This window comes from Mesorhizobium sp. M0761 (assembly GCF_040320205.1).
Taxonomy (GTDB): Bacteria; Pseudomonadota; Alphaproteobacteria; order Rhizobiales; family Rhizobiaceae; genus Mesorhizobium.
The window spans coordinates 243,117-259,931 of sequence record NZ_JAMYPF010000002.1 but is presented as its reverse complement, the minus strand read 5'-3'; the positions used below and the strand labels follow the sequence as shown (position 1 = coordinate 259,931).

General features: G+C 61.2%; 14 protein-coding genes and 1 pseudogene. 4 read left to right on the top strand and 11 right to left on the bottom strand.

What is annotated here, in order from left to right; genetic code table 11:
* Nucleotides 1-32 precede the first annotated feature (32 nt).
* A complete protein-coding gene (locus NKI32_RS04185) occupies nt 33-2,018 on the top strand; it encodes an oxidoreductase (RefSeq protein ID WP_353002005.1) in 1,986 nt (661 codons plus the stop codon).
* Here the strand turns inward: NKI32_RS04185 and NKI32_RS04180 are convergent.
* Nucleotides 2,013-2,144, bottom strand: a pseudogene (locus tag NKI32_RS04180) (cobalamin-binding protein); the annotation flags it as partial. The gene NKI32_RS04185 and the pseudogene NKI32_RS04180 sit on opposite strands and share 6 nt — an antisense overlap.
* A 56-nt stretch (nt 2,145-2,200) precedes the next feature.
* The gene (locus NKI32_RS04175; protein ID WP_353002003.1) at nt 2,201-3,235 is read right to left on the bottom strand and encodes a LacI family DNA-binding transcriptional regulator; all 1,035 of its coding nucleotides are present in this window, start codon (nt 3,233-3,235) and stop codon (nt 2,201-2,203) included.
* On the opposite strand from NKI32_RS04175, the gene NKI32_RS04170 reads away from it, so the two are divergent.
* Complete coding sequence (locus tag NKI32_RS04170) at nt 3,223-4,491, top strand: adenylate cyclase (RefSeq protein WP_353002000.1); 1,269 nt, start codon at nt 3,223-3,225, stop codon at nt 4,489-4,491. The two genes, NKI32_RS04175 and NKI32_RS04170, sit on opposite strands and share 13 nt — an antisense overlap.
* A 302-nt stretch (nt 4,492-4,793) precedes the next feature.
* On the opposite strand, the gene NKI32_RS04165 is transcribed toward NKI32_RS04170, so the two are convergent.
* Nucleotides 4,794-5,672: an SDR family oxidoreductase gene (locus NKI32_RS04165; protein ID WP_353001998.1), complete on the bottom strand. Its 879-nt coding sequence runs from the start codon at nt 5,670-5,672 to the stop codon at nt 4,794-4,796.
* A 126-nt stretch (nt 5,673-5,798) separates the two neighbouring features.
* Between NKI32_RS04165 and NKI32_RS04160 the strand changes: the two genes are divergently transcribed.
* On the top strand, nt 5,799-6,425 hold the full coding sequence (locus NKI32_RS04160) for a TetR/AcrR family transcriptional regulator (RefSeq protein ID WP_353001996.1): 627 nt from the start codon (nt 5,799-5,801) through the stop codon (nt 6,423-6,425).
* A 155-nt stretch (nt 6,426-6,580) separates the two neighbouring features.
* Here the strand turns inward: NKI32_RS04160 and NKI32_RS04155 are convergent, their stop codons facing one another.
* Nucleotides 6,581-7,315, bottom strand: a complete 735-nt coding sequence (locus NKI32_RS04155) for an NADPH-dependent F420 reductase (RefSeq protein ID WP_353001994.1) — start codon at nt 7,313-7,315, stop codon at nt 6,581-6,583.
* A 17-nt stretch (nt 7,316-7,332) separates the two neighbouring features.
* Nucleotides 7,333-7,737 carry a MarR family winged helix-turn-helix transcriptional regulator gene (locus NKI32_RS04150; protein WP_353001992.1) on the bottom strand — a complete coding sequence of 135 codons (405 nt, stop codon included), beginning with the start codon at nt 7,735-7,737 and terminating at the stop codon, nt 7,333-7,335.
* 479 nt (nt 7,738-8,216) lie between these two features.
* Between NKI32_RS04150 and NKI32_RS04145 the strand changes: the two genes are divergently transcribed.
* A complete protein-coding gene (locus NKI32_RS04145) occupies nt 8,217-8,501 on the top strand; it encodes an Hpt domain-containing protein (protein WP_353001990.1) in 285 nt (94 codons plus the stop codon).
* Nucleotides 8,502-8,515: 14 nt separating this feature from the next.
* On the opposite strand, the gene NKI32_RS04140 is transcribed toward NKI32_RS04145, so the two are convergent.
* The 6 genes from NKI32_RS04140 to NKI32_RS04115 all read right to left on the bottom strand — a co-directional run bounded on the left by NKI32_RS04140 (nt 8,516) and on the right by NKI32_RS04115 (nt 16,185).
* On the bottom strand, nt 8,516-9,940 hold the full coding sequence (locus tag NKI32_RS04140) for a glycosyltransferase family 2 protein (RefSeq protein WP_353001988.1): 1,425 nt from the start codon (nt 9,938-9,940) through the stop codon (nt 8,516-8,518).
* Nucleotides 9,940-10,977: a HEAT repeat domain-containing protein gene (locus tag NKI32_RS04135; protein ID WP_353001986.1), complete on the bottom strand. Its 1,038-nt coding sequence runs from the start codon at nt 10,975-10,977 to the stop codon at nt 9,940-9,942. The genes NKI32_RS04140 and NKI32_RS04135 overlap by 1 nt, the downstream gene beginning before the upstream one ends.
* Before the next feature lie 2 nt (nt 10,978-10,979).
* Nucleotides 10,980-12,722, bottom strand: a complete 1,743-nt coding sequence (locus NKI32_RS04130; RefSeq protein WP_353001985.1) for a YaiO family outer membrane beta-barrel protein — start codon at nt 12,720-12,722, stop codon at nt 10,980-10,982.
* Nucleotides 12,722-13,114 carry a response regulator transcription factor gene (locus NKI32_RS04125; RefSeq protein WP_353001983.1) on the bottom strand — a complete coding sequence of 131 codons (393 nt, stop codon included), beginning with the start codon at nt 13,112-13,114 and terminating at the stop codon, nt 12,722-12,724. The genes NKI32_RS04130 and NKI32_RS04125 overlap by 1 nt, the downstream gene beginning before the upstream one ends.
* 255 nt (nt 13,115-13,369) lie before the next feature.
* Nucleotides 13,370-13,747 (bottom strand): response regulator, encoded by a 378-nt coding sequence (locus NKI32_RS04120; protein ID WP_353001981.1) that lies wholly within the window; start codon nt 13,745-13,747, stop codon nt 13,370-13,372.
* A gap of 5 nt (nt 13,748-13,752) precedes the next feature.
* Nucleotides 13,753-16,185: a hybrid sensor histidine kinase/response regulator gene (locus NKI32_RS04115; RefSeq protein ID WP_353001979.1), complete on the bottom strand. Its 2,433-nt coding sequence runs from the start codon at nt 16,183-16,185 to the stop codon at nt 13,753-13,755.
* Nucleotides 16,186-16,815 lie beyond the last annotated feature (630 nt).

Genomic DNA, 16,815 nt, shown 5'->3' with positions numbered 1-16,815 from the left:
AGCCGTGCCATCCGACTGCTGGTGAGATACTTATGTCAAAACTCTTTCCGCATCTGTTCTCGCCAGTAAAGCTGGGCAGTCGCACGCTGCGAAACCGGATCGTGTTCGGGGCTCATACCGCCAACATGGCGGAGAATGGCGTGCCGACAGAACGACACGTCGCCTACTATGCCGAGCGAGCCATCGGTGGGGCCGGCATGATTGTTGTCGAACCGATGCCCGTTCATCAGGCCGCCGTCCTGACACGCGGCAATTTTCGACCTGGCGACGATAGCGTCATTCCGCACTTCCAGCCGATTGCGCGCGCGATCAAGGACTATGGGGCGATCGCCATCCAGCAGCTCTATCACGTCGGTGCGCACGGAGATTCTGACAACTCGTTTCATGCGCATTGGTCGCCCTCGGGCCTGCCAAGCTACCATGACAGCGACGGTTCCCACGCTATGTCCGAGGATGAGATCTGGGAAACCATCGACGGCTTTGTCCAGGCCGCGCGCCGCTGCAAGGAAGCCGGCTTCGACGGCGTCGAAGTCTGGGCCGCCTATCTCGGACTGGTCGATCAGTTCTGGACACCCTGGACAAACCGACGTGAAGACCAGTGGGGAGGCTCGCTCGAAAATCGTACGCGGATCTCCCGCGAGATCCTGACCCGCATCCGCGAAACATGCGGCCGAGAGTTCATCGTTGGACTGTCGGTCAGCGATGAGCCCGACTACACCGTCGCGCTTAGTCGGCCAGAACTGGCGGAGATCATTCGGCTGCACGATGAGCAGGGGCTGGTCGACTACGTGACCTGCGGCACCGGCAGCTACCTCGATTTCTACAAGATAATGCCGACGTTTCTCTACCCGGAGAGGCTTGGCACCGATCTCGCAGCGGTCCTCAAGAGTGTGGTCAAGACGGCGCTCGTGATCGCCGAAAGCCATATCAGGACGCCCGAAAACGCCGAAACGGTGCTCGGCGAGAAGGCTGCAGACCTGGTCTCGATCGTGCGGGGCCAGATCGCCGACCCGCACCTGGCCCGCAAGGCCGCTGCAGACCGGCCGGAAGATGTGCGCGGATGCATATCGTGCAACCAGATGTGCTGGGGCCGCCGTTCCCGCGACTACTGGATCAGCTGCCTTATCAATCCCTCGGCAGGGCGCGAGTTTGAGTGGGATGGTGACCGGTTCACGGCAGCCGCCATCAAGAAACGGGTGCTTGTCGTCGGCGGCGGTCCCGCCGGCCTCGAGGCGGCTCGGGTTGCCGCCGAGCGGGGTCACGACGTGGTGCTGGCCGAAGCCTCCAGCAGATTGGGCGGGAACTTTCTGCTCGCCGGACTGCAACCGCGACGCGGCCAAATCCTCGACCTCATTGGGTGGTATGATCGCCAGCTCGGCAAACTGAACGTCGACGTACGACTGAATACCTATGTCGAAGCTTCGGAAATCGCCTCATTCGAAGCTGATACCGTCATCCTGGCTACGGGGTCCGTGTCTCCTGAAACCGGGTTTCAGAAGGCTATGCCGGCAATGCCGAGCCTGCCGGGCATCGAAAAGGGCAATGTCTTCTCCATCGAGTCCGTTATGGCCCGCGTTTCGCGACCGGGTAAGCGCGTGCTTTTGCTCGATGAGGGCGGCGGTTGGCGCGGCGGTGGCACAGCCTGGAAACTTGCCGAGGAAGGTCACCAAGTCACCATTCTGACGCCCGATCCGCTGGTCGGCAAGGAACTCCAGCGCACGGCTGCCGATTTCCCGCTGCGGCGGACATTGCGTCAGCTTGGCGTCACATGGCTGGTGGATGTCAGCGTGCTGGCGTGGCACGGGGACGGCGCGACCGTCGTTGACCACAACACCGGTGAAGAAAGCTTCGTGCCGGGCGATTGCCTTGTTCTGGCAACCACCAATGTGGCAGCGAATTGGCTGGCGAAAGAGTTGGAAAGTACGTCCCAGCCTTTCATGGAGATCGGCGACGCCGTCGCGCCGCGCCAGGCGCCCTATGCCTTCCACGAAGGGCGGAAGATTGCCTTGGGGCTATGAAGCGCGGACGTTGTGCTTGCGCTTCATGTAGTCCTTGGCGGTTTCGACTGCCACGGCCGCATCGCGGCAATAGGCGCAGGCGCCAACGGCCTTGCCGAATTCCTCGTTGAGCGGAGCGCCGCCAACCTTGCCCTCATAAACCCAGCAGCCCGACATGACGTGCCGGGCTGCCTCGACGGCAGCTACGGCGCCGCCCCCGCCCGCGGCAAGTTGAACGGCGTGATGATCTGGATGTTGGCCATTCCCGCCACAGGCGATTTCGGAAGCAGCCCGTGCGCACGCATGACATGCAGGCAGGCGTTGCGCATGTCTTGACCGAGATCGTGATGCAACACGGCGCTGATGCGGCCGGCCCGCAATAGCGCGATGTTGTCGGCATCGAGATCATGACCGACGAAGGCGCGGCAGGGGCGGCCAAGCGCGGCGAAAGCCTCGATCACAGCCAGATTACCGCCGCCGATCGAATAGACGCCGGCAATGTCAGAATGCGCGCGCAAGGCATCACGCGCGAGCCGGCCGGTGTCGCGGTCGAGGCCATGGCCTTCGCTGACCTCGACAATGCCAAGCCCGGGATAGCGCTCGCGAAGCGCCTGCCTGAAGCCGATCTCGCGCTCTTCCTCGCCGCGGAAACGGTTGCTTGAGATGGTCACCAGTATGCGCGCCGGGCCGCCGCCAAGCCATTCGCCCAAGAGGTAGGCCGCCGTCTCGCCCGCCGCGCGGTTGTCCACCCCCACATAGGCCTGCCGTCCTGTGTCGGGGAGATCGGTCACCAGCGTCACCACGGGGATGCCGGCGCCGACAAGCCGCGCTGCCGCAGCCCTCACCTCCGCGACGTCAGGCGTCTTGAGGAACACGCCATTGCTGCCCCTGCGCTGCAGGCCATCGATGATCCCGACGGTGGCCTCGACGTTGCGGGTCTCGGCGAGGTGATAGCGGGCGCGAAAAATCGCCGGCTGCAAGGACGGCATCGCCTGCTCAAGTCCTTGGCGGACCGCATCGCTGAAGCGGGCGGGCGCTTCCATGACGACATCGAGGACGAATTTGCGGCCGGAAAGGCCGATCTGGTCGCGCTGCTGTTCGAGCTCGCCGATGGCCTGCTTCACCCGCCGCACGGTGTGCTCGCGCACGCCCGGCCGGTCGTTCAGCACACGATCGACGGTGGCGAGGCTGAGCCCGGCTTGGAGGGCGATATCCTTGAGAAGAAATGCGCGCGACATCGACTGAGGTGTTTTTGAGGTGTTTGCGAGGCAACAAGCACAGCAGGCTGTTGTATACGGCACTCACGACGGACGGCCCGCCAGTCATCGCCGTTCTCCCGTTCGACAATCTAGGCGGAGAAGAACGCTGGACTCGTATCGCTGATGGTTTGTCGGCGGACCTCATAGTTGATCTCGCCCGCTACCGTGACCTTGCGGTGATCGCCCGCCAAACAATGCTTTCTTACAAAGGACGGCGTGTTGACGTGCGAGCCCTCGGACGAGAGTTGAATGCTGACTATGTGATCGAGGGAAGTTTTCAAGTGGACGGGCAGCGGGTGCGCATCCGTGTCCAACTCGTCGACGCCCACACAGGGGTTGATGTTTGGAGCGTGCGTTACGATCGGTCCGCGAACAACCTGTTTGCGATGCTGGACAGCGTGACCGAAAACGTCATCAATGTCCTTGCAACTTGCCACGGTCAGCTCGCCAATCTGCGGCGCGATGCGGCTCGTCGGAAGGCTCCAGCAAGTTTGCAGGCCTATGACTGCTATCTGCTTGGGCTTGAGCAGAAGCACCTTTTCACCCGTGAGTCGAACAAGGAGGCGATACGGCTACTGGCGCGTGCGGTCGAACTCGACCCGGGTCTAGCAAGAGCTTGGACCGCGCTGGCACTTGCGCATGCTGTGGAAGCTATCAACGGGTTTACCGACAACCTTTCCGGCTCGATCGAGAGCTGGAGCCAATGTGTCAAGCAAGCGCTGGCGCTCGATCCGGCCGACATTTACGCCCGCATAATGCTTGCCGATCTTCGGGCATTGCAGGGCGATGTCGAAGCTGCTGTCGAAGAACATGACCGAGTGTTGGTGGCTGCTCCAAATGACGCGGACTCACTTGCCTTTCTTGCGGGTAGCCTTGCTCTTGTTGGCAGCGACCCGAAGCGGGGCTACGAACTGGCCAAGCGAGCGGTCCGGCTAAATCCTTATGTTCCCTGGTATTATGGAATGCTTGCTCGATGCAGCTACGTTCTAGGCTTTTACCGTGAATCACTGGTCGCGCTACGTCAATCTGCGCCAGATTCGCCCGCCACCCTTCTGTTTCTGGCAATGGCTCATGCGATGCTCAATGAAACTCCTCAGGTCGCCAGGATCAATTCGCGACTGAAGGACGAGTTCCCGAATTTCACGGCTGAGGTGTTCATCAGAACCTATCCGGTTACCAATCCTGTCGCCATTGCTGCAATCAGAGAAGGCGCCCGTCGTGCGGGTTTGGCCTAGCTTCTTCACTCTGGTCACCTCAGAGGCGCATTGCTCCTCGGGCAGCAATGGGGCCGTAACCGGACCGAGGGCTTTCGGCGCACCTGCGCCGAAAGCTGACGTTGTGGTTATTGGCCGCGACATGGGGCACCACCACGTGGCAGAAATGGAGCGCGTTGCTGACATTCGGTCAGAGGGGCGTGTGTCGTAGGGGCGGTAACCCCCGATAGCAAACAACTGCTCCGGATTTGTCGCGCCCCCCTTTCCAGGAAGCCATCTTGCTTGGGATTGCGCCACTGCGGCCGCCAATGGCGGTTCCGCTATCAGATCATGTTCGACATGCCGAGCGCAGTGAGCAGGTTGTTTTGAATAGGAGCGACGGCCTGATTCAGTCCCTCCACCCCGAAGTCCATGCCCTCTGGCATGACGACGGTGCGCAATGGGCGCCTTTCCGTAGTGTCGACTAGCCGTGCGATGGCGTCAGCCACCAACTGAGGGCGGGGTGGATTCGCAGGATCAAATCCCTGATCGGAGTTGTTTTTGATTTGGCCTGGGACCAGCGCAACTTCGCCATATGCCGCCAAGACCTGCTCGTCCGAGGGCGCTGGGCTAGATGGAAGCAGATTGCTCGGAAATGGCCCGGGTTCCACGATCACCGAGTCTACGCCGAAGCTGGACAGTTCATATCGATATGCCTCGGCAAGCGCTTCAAGCGCGAACTTGCTTGCGGAATAGACACCAAAGAACGGAAAGATGACGCGCCCCATCAACGAGGTGACATGGATCAGCACGCCACTACCCGCAGCACGCATATGGGGCAGCACGGCGCGGTCGGTCCTTACGGCCCCAAAAAAGTTCACCGCAAATTGCTGCTCGATGTCTGGCACCGTGTAGGCTTCGGTCACGCCGACGAACATCGTGCCTGCGTTGTTGATTAGCGCATCAATCCTGCCGTGTTGCTCGACGACCCGGTCGATTGCAGCGTTGACCGACGCTTCGTCCGTCACATCCATCTCAATGACCTGCAGCTTATGCCCTTCGGTTTTTGCGGCGTTGATTAGCTCACTGCCTATCTGGCTGTTTTTGCCTTCGATGTCGCGCATGGTCGCGACCACCACGTGCCCGCGCCTGGCGAGCTCCAAGGCGGTGAGCTTTCCAAAACCGCTGCTCGCGCCGGTAACAACTACAACCTTACTGCTCATTTCTCGATCCTTCGCTTGTCGCTCTGATGGGACGAAAGCGGGGTATATACAGACCTGTCTGTCCTTGCAAACGAAAAATGGACAGACTATTCTGTCTCTGCAGCGAACGCGCAATGGCAGTATGAAATGAAAACTTTGGATGTAAGTGAGTGCGTCGACCTGGAACCGCTGCCGCTGGACGCCTTGGCTCCGCGAGAGCGAATTCTCAAAACAGCGTCCGAACTATTTTACCGGAACAGCATCCATACGGTGGGAATAGATCGCATCATCGCCGAGAGCGGCGTCGCAAAGATGACGTTCTATAAGCACTTCCCCTCAAAGGCCAATCTTGCAGCTACCTATCTGCGCCATAAAAGCGCGCTGTGGTTCGACATGCTGGCGACTGCGACCGAACAGGCCGGACCGGTGCCGCTGAATCGCGTGCTGGCCATATTCGACGCACTGAATGAGTCCTTCCAGGCGCCTACTTTTCGCGGCTGTCCTTTCGTTCGAGGGCTGGCCGAGTTCGGACCGGACGCGGAAACCCCAGAGGTGCAGGCAACGCTCGCAGCATATTTCCACGACTTACATGAGTTTGTCGTGTCGCTCATCCAGCCCTTGAAGTTAAAAAATCAAGAGAGCGTGGTCGTTCAGATCCTAGCGCTCATCCAGGGCTCGCTCGTGAACGCACAAGCCATGAGGGGGGGCATTGAACCTCTTGCAACGCGCGATGCGGCCAAGATGCTGCTCGAGGCTGCGGTTGAGCGCGGCTGATCGAAGGAAATTTCGGCGTGTGCGGCGCGCCTGATGGTCAGCTCAGACGAAAAAAAAACGTGGCCACAGGCCGAGCGCGAGAATTTGGCGGCGAATGGAGCGCATTCGGCCGAAGGCCGCGTGCCGCCGCTTATCGCGGGCGGCCGCAAGCTAAATCAGGCAGAGAGAGACCGATTGGTTGCTACTGCGGCAGCTCGGGTGAACTCTGCATCCGGCTTGGAGAACGATGCCATGATGGCGTCGCGGTTCGAAGGAGCGCGTTTCCTGTCAGCGGCGGTGAGCGCAGCCTTGAGTTCGTGGGCGGTCAACTCAGTGCAATAGGCGGGAGTGCCCGGCTGCAGTCGCCAGGACTCCTCAAGAGTACCCGCATCCACCGTATCGAAGCCAGTGACGCTGACGAGATCGGATACAAGTGCTTTGGCCGCGGCGTCGTCACCCGAAATGGGGATGGCAATGCGACCTGGAGCACCGGCCTCCAAACCGGCCTCTGCCAATGTCTGCGCTAGCAGCGCGTTCCAAGCCTTAACAAGGGGGCGCCCCACCTGCTCGCTGACCCAAACGGTCTCCGGCTTGCCGCTATCAGCCTCGAAGATTTTGCTGTCACGGGTTGGATAGTAATTGGAGGTGTCCACCACGATTGCGCCAGCAGGGGCGCCGGCAAGAATCGTTGCCAGGTCTGGGTTCTTGGCAAAGGGCACTGACAGGATGACCACATCGGCATCCAGCACTGCCTCCTCTCTCTCAACGGCCTGGATGCCGGTGCCGGCAACTGTGTCCGCAAGACTTTCGGGTCCACGCGAGTTCGCCAGTTTCACCTGGTGGCCAGCGGCGTCCAGCTTCTTTGCAACCAGCGAGCCGATGTTGCCGGCCCCAATGATTCCGATTTTCATTTTACATCCTTTGGTTTTCAAATTTTAGCAGGGTGAGCGAAGTCATGAAGAGTGTCTCGCAGCGCAATGATCTCGTCCTCGGACATTTGACAGGCACTCTTGATCTTGCCGGAGATGGTCCAGACCTCGTCCTTGATGCTGTGAGCGGCAGGTGTGAGATCGACAAGGACCCGGCGTTCGTCCTCGGGATCGCGCATTCGCGTCACCATCCCGCAGGTATCGAGCCGCTTGAGCAATGGGGTGATCGTGCCGGTGTCCATGCCCAAAGAGTTTCCAAGATCACCTACGGACCGAGGTGCGGACGCATAGAGCTCCAGCATCACAAGGTACTGGGGAAAGGTCAGGCCCAGCGGATCGAGGAACGGCTTGTGCATGCGTGCCATCCGGCCCGCCGCCCCATAGACGGCGAACGAGATTTGCATTCGAACCTGATGTGACGCGCTTTTTCGAGGTGCCATACCGTGGCCTGCAGAGACAGAATTCACTGGTTAACTAGTATCTAGCGCACTAGATAATACCCCTTGTTGAGAATTGCAACCTCCCAGGTTCGGGCGCTGCTATGGCAACTTGAGGCGCGCTGCATTCGACTTGAGGTGGGTACGGAAGGATTGATCGTTTTGCCGCTGCTGAACCGGAAGGCGACCGAAGGAAAGGCTTGTCGCTATAGGAGTTCGCGATACGGCGACAACTGCTGTTTGCGGAAAACGTCCGCCACCTTCCCTGGTTAGACAGAGGTCAACGTCCGGTTTCGGGCAATCGATGATCCGTAGTCAACGGCCGGAATGAGGCGCGAAGCTGCCGTTTGTTGGGGCACGGCCCACTCTAGTCCGCACTTTCGTTTCACTCCACCGAATTTTCTGCTTGAATACCTCTGAAACCTGGCCGTGGAGCGCCTCCCATTTTGGAAGATCCCTTCGCCCTCCTACGGGAACGTTTCCTGGCCCGGTGCGCCGCTCAACTAGCGGAGTTGAAGGCGGCGCGTCAAACAGGCCTTTTGCCAGTGTCCAGCGACACGCTGATCGGGACCGCGCACTCGCTCGCCGGAGCCGCGGGAACGTTCGGGTTTGCGGAGATAAGCGTGCGGGCATCGGCGCTGGAAACATTGCTGATTGGGCAGGCGGATGACGGGGCCGCGCACACGGCGCTCGATGCGCTTATCACTGAAATCGAGCGGACGCTGCGGTGAGCCAACTGGCTGGCTCACTTCTTCGGCCCAGTCAGGCCGGTCCTAGTCATCTCGCCCCAGCTTTGGTCGGCGCGCAGATATTGCCACCATCCCTTCACGCGCCAGAGATTGTTGAGCTGGCGGTAGCCGAAATTCTCGATCACAGCCACGGCCGTGAGCAAGGCGAGGTCCCGCGCGCGCGGAAAACGTTGAAGCTCGGCCTCTTCGAGGACCAGCGAACACACGCTCACGCAAACCCCGTAGGTGAAAACCAGCGACGTGAATGCCAAGAGATATTCGGTCGAAAGGATGCCGAGCAGCCAGAAGGTCGGGATCAGCACATAGCCCAGCACCTCCGATATCGGCCCCAGCACATCGACAATCAGTATGTGGCCAAACCCAAGGAAGCCAACGCGCCCATAGCGGGGGTTGAAGAGCATGGAGCGGTAACGGAAGAAGCATTCGAGCGCACCGCGCTGCCAGCGCGTACGCTGCCTTGCCAGAACGCGAAGTGACTCCGGCGCTTCGGTCCAGCACACCGGCTCAGGAATGAACTGGATGCTGTATCTTCGCTTGGTGTCCAGCATGTGGCGATGCAGCTTGATCACGAGGTCCAAATCTTCACCCATCGACCCACTGGTGAAGCCGGCAACCGCCACAACTTCCGTGCGGCGAAACAGACCAAAGGCGCCGGACACCAGCATCAGCGAGTTGATGCGGCTCCACGCAAGCCGCGCCATGAGAAAGGCCCGCAAATATTCGACCACCTGCAGCAGCGGCAATAGCCGGCGCGGCAGCCGGACCTCGCGCACCCTGCCACCTTCGATCCTGGAGCCGTTGGCAATCCGAATCGTGCCGCCCACGGCGATGGTGCGCTCTGGATCGTCGATGAAGGGCTGCGCGGCACGCATCAACGCATCGGGCTCGAGGATGGAATCGCCGTCGATCACGCAAAACAGCGGCGCGCGGCAGACATTGATACCGGCATTCTGGGCATCGGCCTTGCCGCCATTTTCCTTGTCGACCACGAACAGCCGTTCGGTAATCAACGAGGAATAGAGCCCGCGAACCGGCTTGTGCGCCAGGGCGTCCTCATAAGGCCGGTGGAATTTCACCAGCTTGAAGCCTTCGATAAGGCGCTGCAGAGTCTGATCCTTCGAGCCGTCATTGATGACGATCACCTCGAAATTCGGATATTCGAGCGCCAGCATCGAGTGCACGCTCTCGACTACGTTAACTTCCTCATTGTAGGCAGGCACCAGCAGCGCGATCGGCGGCGCGACGTCGCCGTAACGGTGCCACAGCAGGGCGGATCGCGCGACCGGCGGGCGCTTGGACAGCGCGTAGGCGGCAATGATGAGTTGCAGGAGGTATACCGCCGTCTGCGCCAGCCCTGCCCCAATGATGAACCAGGACAGGATGGAGGCACCCAGGACGATCTCTTGGCTCCAGTCGAACATCACGCGGCCGGCCCCTCGGCAAGGATCAGTGAGGCCGTGCGCTGGCGGCGCGAGACCTCGCTGGCGGCGATCTCGCGCAGCACCTGTTCTCCCTGCTGGCCGAGCGAGCGCAATGCGTTAGCGGCGGCATAACGCACGGTCCATGCCTCGTCGTCCATCAGCTGAGCGAGCGGCGCGGCGAGTTCAAACAGGCCGAGGCGGCCCGCTGCATCGGCAGCGTCGGCACGCACATCCCAGCCGCCATTTTCCATCGCCTTGGCCAGGATGGCCGGCGCATTGGCATGTCCCGTCAGGCCGAGTGCCCGCAATGCGGCTGCGGCGACCTCCGGTGACGGATCGCCAGCCGCGCGAGCAAAGAACTCACCAAACCGGAAGCCGCCGTTGCGAGCAAGCGCATCGATTGCCGCCGCCCTGATAAAAGGCACCGCGTCCTCACGGCTGCCGTAATCCTCAAGCTCGTCGAACCGCTTTGACGGAAAGCGCCTGAAAAGCTCGATCACGCGCCGTGAGCGCTGCCCCGCCACGCCGATCTTGCGTAGCGTTATGACCAGCGGCGGCAGGGCGCCGATATCGCACAGCGCAATGGCGACGGCGATCCTGACCTCGCGCGAGCGGTCGCGATCGAGCGCCGAAAGCAGGTTTGCCACCGCGTCCTCCGAACGCAGCGCGGCCAGCATCTCGGCCGCGTGGATGCGTTCGGCGCCGTTGCCCTTTTCAAGCTGGGTGCCGACAAGGGTCGGCAAGCCACATTCGTTGAAGGCTGAAAGCAGCTCGTCGTGCTCCTCGCCGCGCAGCAGCGAGATAAACTCGAAGCCGGCATCGATCGCCACCCTTGCCGGCACCGCAAGCAGCGCCGTCTTCAATGCCTCGCGATCGCGATTTTCGGTGAAGGCGATCAGCGCCGTTAGAAGAAGGCGCCGCTGATCGGCGCCCGCCGTCCCCCGGCGCTCGTGCAGCACCCGGCGCCCGATCAGCAGAAGCATGATCACCAGGGAAAGGGCACTGAGCAGGATGGACAGGTACCAGACGTACAACATGATCAGAACCGCGCAGTCAGGCCGAGCCCGAATGTGGTTAGATCGAATGTCGGGCGCTGCTCATGGGCGAAGCTACTGCGCAGCGTCAGCGGGTCGGAAACGTCCCAGGAGATGCCCCCAAAGACGGTACGCGTAGGCACCAGCGTGCCGTCGGAGATCTCGGGGGCATCCCCAAAACCACCAAAAACATTGACGCTAGGGGTGACTGCAAGATCGACTCGCAGGACATAACCGTCGGCGCGCGTGCCGATATCGTCGGCCGCGTGCACCCATCGCGCCGCAAGCCCGAGCCGGCCATCCAGGACATAGGCCTGCACCCAAGGCGAGATGGTGGTGATCTCGGTGTTGGCAAAATTGTCATAACGGGTATCGATGTTGAGCGAGAACGGACCGAACGCTTTGGCGGGCGCGAGGATCTGCCATGAAGCGCCGGCTCCGATCGAGTAGCGCGCGAGGGAATCGGCATCCGGCGTCGCAGCCACCAGCGCATGCGCTGAAACAGTGGGCGAGAAAGCCTGGTCGATGCGGCCCTCGATCTGGAAGTCGGTGTGGCCGAAGCGGGTCGCCACCCGGGTGCGGCCCGAAATTGTCGTTTGCGCGCTGAGCCGATATGCTAGGCTAGCCGAACTGTCGGTCCAGCCACCAAGCCCCTCGGTGAGATCGCTCACTTCGCTGCCCAGATCGAGCCGCCATTTGCGTGGCGGCGGCGCGGCGAGCCTCTGCTCGACATCGCGCGAGCCGGGTTCGAGGGCAAGCGCCTGGCGGTAGGCGTCTCGCGCGCCAGCATCGTCGCCACGCGCTCTGCGCAGATCGCCGATCCCCACAAGCGCCTCAGCGTTGCGCGGATCGACCGCCAACACCCGCAGAAACGATTGCTCGGCCCGCGTGTAATCCTGCTCCAGCATGGAAATCCGCGCATCGAGAGCGATCAGTTCGGTATTGTCACGTTCAGCGCCAAGCACATCACCGATCATTGTACGGGCTCGCGGCACGTCGTTCTGCCAGATCGCCAGACGGACCTTGCCTAAACGGGCGTCGAGAAGTCCGGGCCTGATGGCCAGCGCCCGGTCGAAAAAATTCCCGGCTTCGTCAAATTTCTGTTGGGATCCAGCCACGAGACCCATGGCGACCAGGATGTCGGTATTTTTCGGCGCCAGCAGTAGCGCTCGGCGATAGGCGTTCTGCGCCTTAGGCAATTGTCCCGCCGCCCGCAATCTCTGGCCCTTCTCCATCAGGCCGGCGACGGGATCCGGCCGCGGCGGACGCAGCCCCTTCCTCGCGGTTGCAGGCTTCGCTTTGCTGCTGCCGGCTTGCTGGGCCTTGTGGATGCTGGCGACAAGCGTACTAGCATCGGCGTTGTCGGGCTGGGCACGCGAGACTTTTTCGGCCAGCGGCAGGGCAGCGTCCAGATTGCCCGACCGGAACTCGACCTGAGCCATGCCGAAGCTGGCATCCAGATATTCCGGCGCAATCGCAAGCGCCTTGGAAAACGCTTCACGCGCCGCTGGCAGATTGTTGCGGCCAAGTTCGGTGAAGCCAAGTTGCACCAGGGCGTCGGCATTGTCCGGCTTGAGCGCCAGCGCACGCCTAAGCAGCTGCGCCGCCTCGTCGAAATGCTGGGCCTGTCTGGCCTTGACGCCGGAGGCGTACAGTTCCTCGACCGTCTGGGCCAGCGTCGCGGCGGGCGCTGCCGCAACCGCCAGGAAGACGCATGCTGCAACCATGGCGCACCGGCCGCGCCTCATCAGCGCTTCCCGCTCTTCCGCGCCAATAGACGCGCAAGCCGGGCCAGGAGTTCCTCGGGAATGAAGGGTTTCACTAGGTAGTCGTCGGCCCCCTTCTCAAGGGCCGAGACGATGTCTTTTTCGCCCTTGCGGGCGGTCAGCATGACCACCGGGATTGCCGACAAAGCCGGGTGGCTCCTTATGCGGGCAAGAACCTCCAGGCCGTCGGCCTTAGGCATCATCGCGTCGAGCACGATTATATCGGGCGCCTCATGCTCCGCCTTCAAGAGCGCTTCCGCCCCGTCTACTGCTTTGATGACCTCGTATCCCTTTGCCCTGAGCCTGAATTCCATCAGTTCGATCAAGAGGGGATCGTCATCGCAAATCAGAACTCTTGCCTTCTCTCCGTTCAACAGCCTTGCTCCGGTTCCGTCGCCCCCCGGAGTGATCAATCCATGAACCACATCCGCCAATGCGGCTCATCAGAGAAATACTGTTCTCAACTCTCATCGCCGTCCGCCGATGCCAGGCGATTATAGACCACCTGATTCGCTACGCCTGCACCTCGTCAAAATCAGTAGATGAATAAGGAGACATGGTATAGGAGCCGTGAACGGCGGCGCTCAGTCTGCAGCCAGACTGCGCTCGGTGCCAAGCCAAACGTCGGCTCAGGCGCGCGGTCGAAGCAATCTTTTGACTTCACCGGCAAGCGCCAGGGGGTCGAACGGCTTCGCGATGACTCCTACCGCCCCCATCGCCAGATAGCGTTCGACCTCATGGATCTGGGTGCGCGCGGTGATGAACACCACGGGTATCGAAGCCGTCGCCCCAGATCCGGCAAGGCGCCGCAGCGTCTCTGGTCCGTCCATGTCCGGCATCATTACATCGAGTAGAATAAGGTCGGGTCGCCATTCGGCGGCATCGGCGAGCGCCTGCACGCCGGACGGGCAGGACAGCACCTCGAACTCCGGCTCGAGTTCCAGCGACATCTGGGCGATTTCGCGGATATCGTCCTCGTCATCCACATAGAGAATCCTTGCGGGCATGAGCGTCACTCCTTGGCGTGCGCGACAGGTTGGGTGCGGGACGAAACCAACATGCTCCTGACCAGCTTTGCCACATCGATTTCCGACGCCCTGGTCTTGGTCATGATGGCCTGCACGCGATCCCCCAGTTTCTGGTCTAGCTCCGCCGCCGAAAACACGATGACTCCAGTCTCAAGAGGCAGATCGGTCAGCAGGTCCAACCCCGATCCGTCGGGGAGTGCTATATCCAGGATCACCAGGTCGAAGCGATGCTGCGCGATCGCCTCCCGGGCGTCCTTGAGCGTCTTCGCAGAAGTGATCGAGACACCCGAACCCAACCCCACCGACATCACCGCAAGCACGCCCTCGTCGTCCTCGACATGCAGAATCTTAGGCCTCTGCTCGGTCCTGCCTGCAAGGATCTTGACAAGGGCGGCGTGAAGCCGCTTTGAATCCACCGGCTTCTCCAGCCAGTCGACAATACCGACGGCGCTGCCGTTCAGCGATCCCCTGGCCTCATCGGCAACGGCGGAGATGACGATGACCGCAATGTCGGAATTGACCGGCGATGCCCTAATGTCGTGGAAGAGCTTGATACCGGATTCCCCCGCCAGCTTGATGTCGAGGGTCAAGGCCACGTATTCGCGGGACCTCAGAAGGGCCGTTGCCGTCGCGATATCGGGTGCGATGTCGCTGGAAAAGCCCTCCGCATCCAAGAGTGCCGCAATCACGGCGGCGACGTCGGATTCGTCTTCACAGATCAGAACCCGTAGGCGGCCATCGGGCTTCCGCGTCAGGTGCGGTGGCGGATACGGCCTTGGGTGGTGCCTGCGTGCTTCTGCAAGGTCGAGGTGGAACGAGGTTCCCTTGCCTTCCTCGGTTTCGAAGGATATGGCTCCGCCCAGTTTTTCGGTAATGGCCTTGACGATGCTCAACCCCAGGCCGGTGCCGCCTATCTTACGGGTGCTGGAAGCGTCCGCCTGCTCGAATTTTCCGAATATACGGCCGCGGAAAGCCTCCGGGATGCCAGTGCCCTGATCCATGACGGAAATACGCAGCATGTCGCCGTCACGACGCTGGAATTTCACCGTGACGGTGCCATCAGCATGCGAGAACTTGATCGCGTTCGACAGAAGGTTCGCCATCACCTGATGCAGGCGATCCGGATCGATGTTGGCCTCAGCGCGTGGGGCATCGTCGATCAGAACGATCTTGATCCGGCTGTCAGCCATGTAGTTGGAGCTGGCGGCAATGGCCTGCTCTAGCACCTGACGGACAGACATCTGCTTGATCTTGAAGGTGATCACGCCCGATTCGATCTTCTCGATATCCAGAATGTCGTTGATGAGAAGAACCAGCCTTTCGCTATTGGTGTGGGCGATGTTGACGAGATTCGCGGCCTTCGGCGGCAGTTCGCCGGCAACACCGGCCGCGATCAGGCCAAGCGAGCCGCGGATGGAGGTCAACGGGGTGCGCAATTCGTGGCTGACCGTGGAAATGAAATCGTTCTTGAGCTGGGCGGTGCGTTTCTGATCGGTGATGTCGCGATTGTAGGTGATGACGCCAACGATGTTGCCCGACTCGTCGCGGAAGGGGGCCTTGAGCGTGTAGAGCCAACCTTGCCGGCCGTCCGGGAAAAGCGCCGGCTGGTCGATCCGCAACGTCTGCCCGGCCTCCAGTGCGCCCATCTCATCTTGCCGGAAGCGCTCGGCCACCTCCCTGGGATAGAAATCGTAATCCGTCTTGCCGATCAAATCGTCGACCGATGCGGCACGCACCATTTCGGCGGTGGCGGGGTTGGCGGCGATGAAGCGGCCGTCCACATCTTTTATGTTCAGGCAATCCGGCAGTTCGCGGACCATGGCCCGGTAGATCATGTTGGACATCAAGAGCTCCCGCCGGCGCTGCTGCCGGTCGAGCAAAACGCCGATGATGAATGTGCCGAGGAAGCGGAACACCAGGGACGGAAACGTGCTCTGCTGCACTAGGCCGGTGGCTTGCGCGGGGATTACCAGGAGCGTGATCAGCCCGGCGAGAGCGACCGTTAGGCCCAGACCGAATATGTCGTACATGGTGCGCGATCGGGCCGCTACGATGTGGTGCCACGCAATGCCGACGACTGCGGTGATGAGGATACCCATGACCCCAGCACCTGCACCCTGCCCGCCGAGATGGGCGCGATAGGCAATGGAGCCGGCCGTAGCGATGAGCATTGCCGGCCATCCGCCGAAGAACGCGGCCGCAGCAATGAAGGCGGCGCGCAGATCGACGACGAAGCCGGATATGGACAGCGCGTTCGCCATCGAAATGATTGCGCCCGCGCACATCACCACGCCGAGAATCAGGGATTGCGTCCGCTTCGACAGGCGCCCGGTGAAATCCGCGACAAGATCCCAGGCGACCACGAGGATCGAGACCAGCGCAAGATTGGCGAGGAGTGAATGCCAGATGTCGGTCATCACTTCGGCTCCTTTTCCCGACAAATACCGGGAAAACCTATCTGAGGTCTAAAGAAGCTACAGTTCCCGTCGGTGGCACTGCGACCCGGCGATCAGGGCAGCACGGTGGTAGCGACTTGATTGCTCGCACTTCTCAAGCATCAGGTCAGTCAGACGGCGTTAAGGGCGATGACCTGCGCAGACTTCCCTACTGCATTGTTCTGCTCTAACTGCTGCCGGACAGAGGCGAAGTTCCTTATGGCCGACATGATGCGCGCATAGTGACGTTCGCGTAAGGCCGAACGTAGCTATCATCTTATCGCCATTGTCACATCGAGGTTTAGGCTTCGGCCCCATCATGTCACAACGGGCGATGCCGGGCCCAAATGTTATGCTGGACCGCGCCGGATAAGGGCCTAGGGGTATACCCTGATGTTATCAGCGACTATCCACCCCTCGGCTAAGGCACCGGTTTTTAAATTCGCTTGATGGTGTCCCTGCCCTTGCCGTTCGATGCCGTCAATCCTGTCAACGTGTCGCGACGAGAGCTAGTCCCTGTCGTGCTGGTCCCTCTCGTCTCATCCTCGTAGCGTTGCGTTACAAACCGTAGCAGTCCGGCGTCGTCTCCCTCAAAGCAGCGCCGGCGAGGCT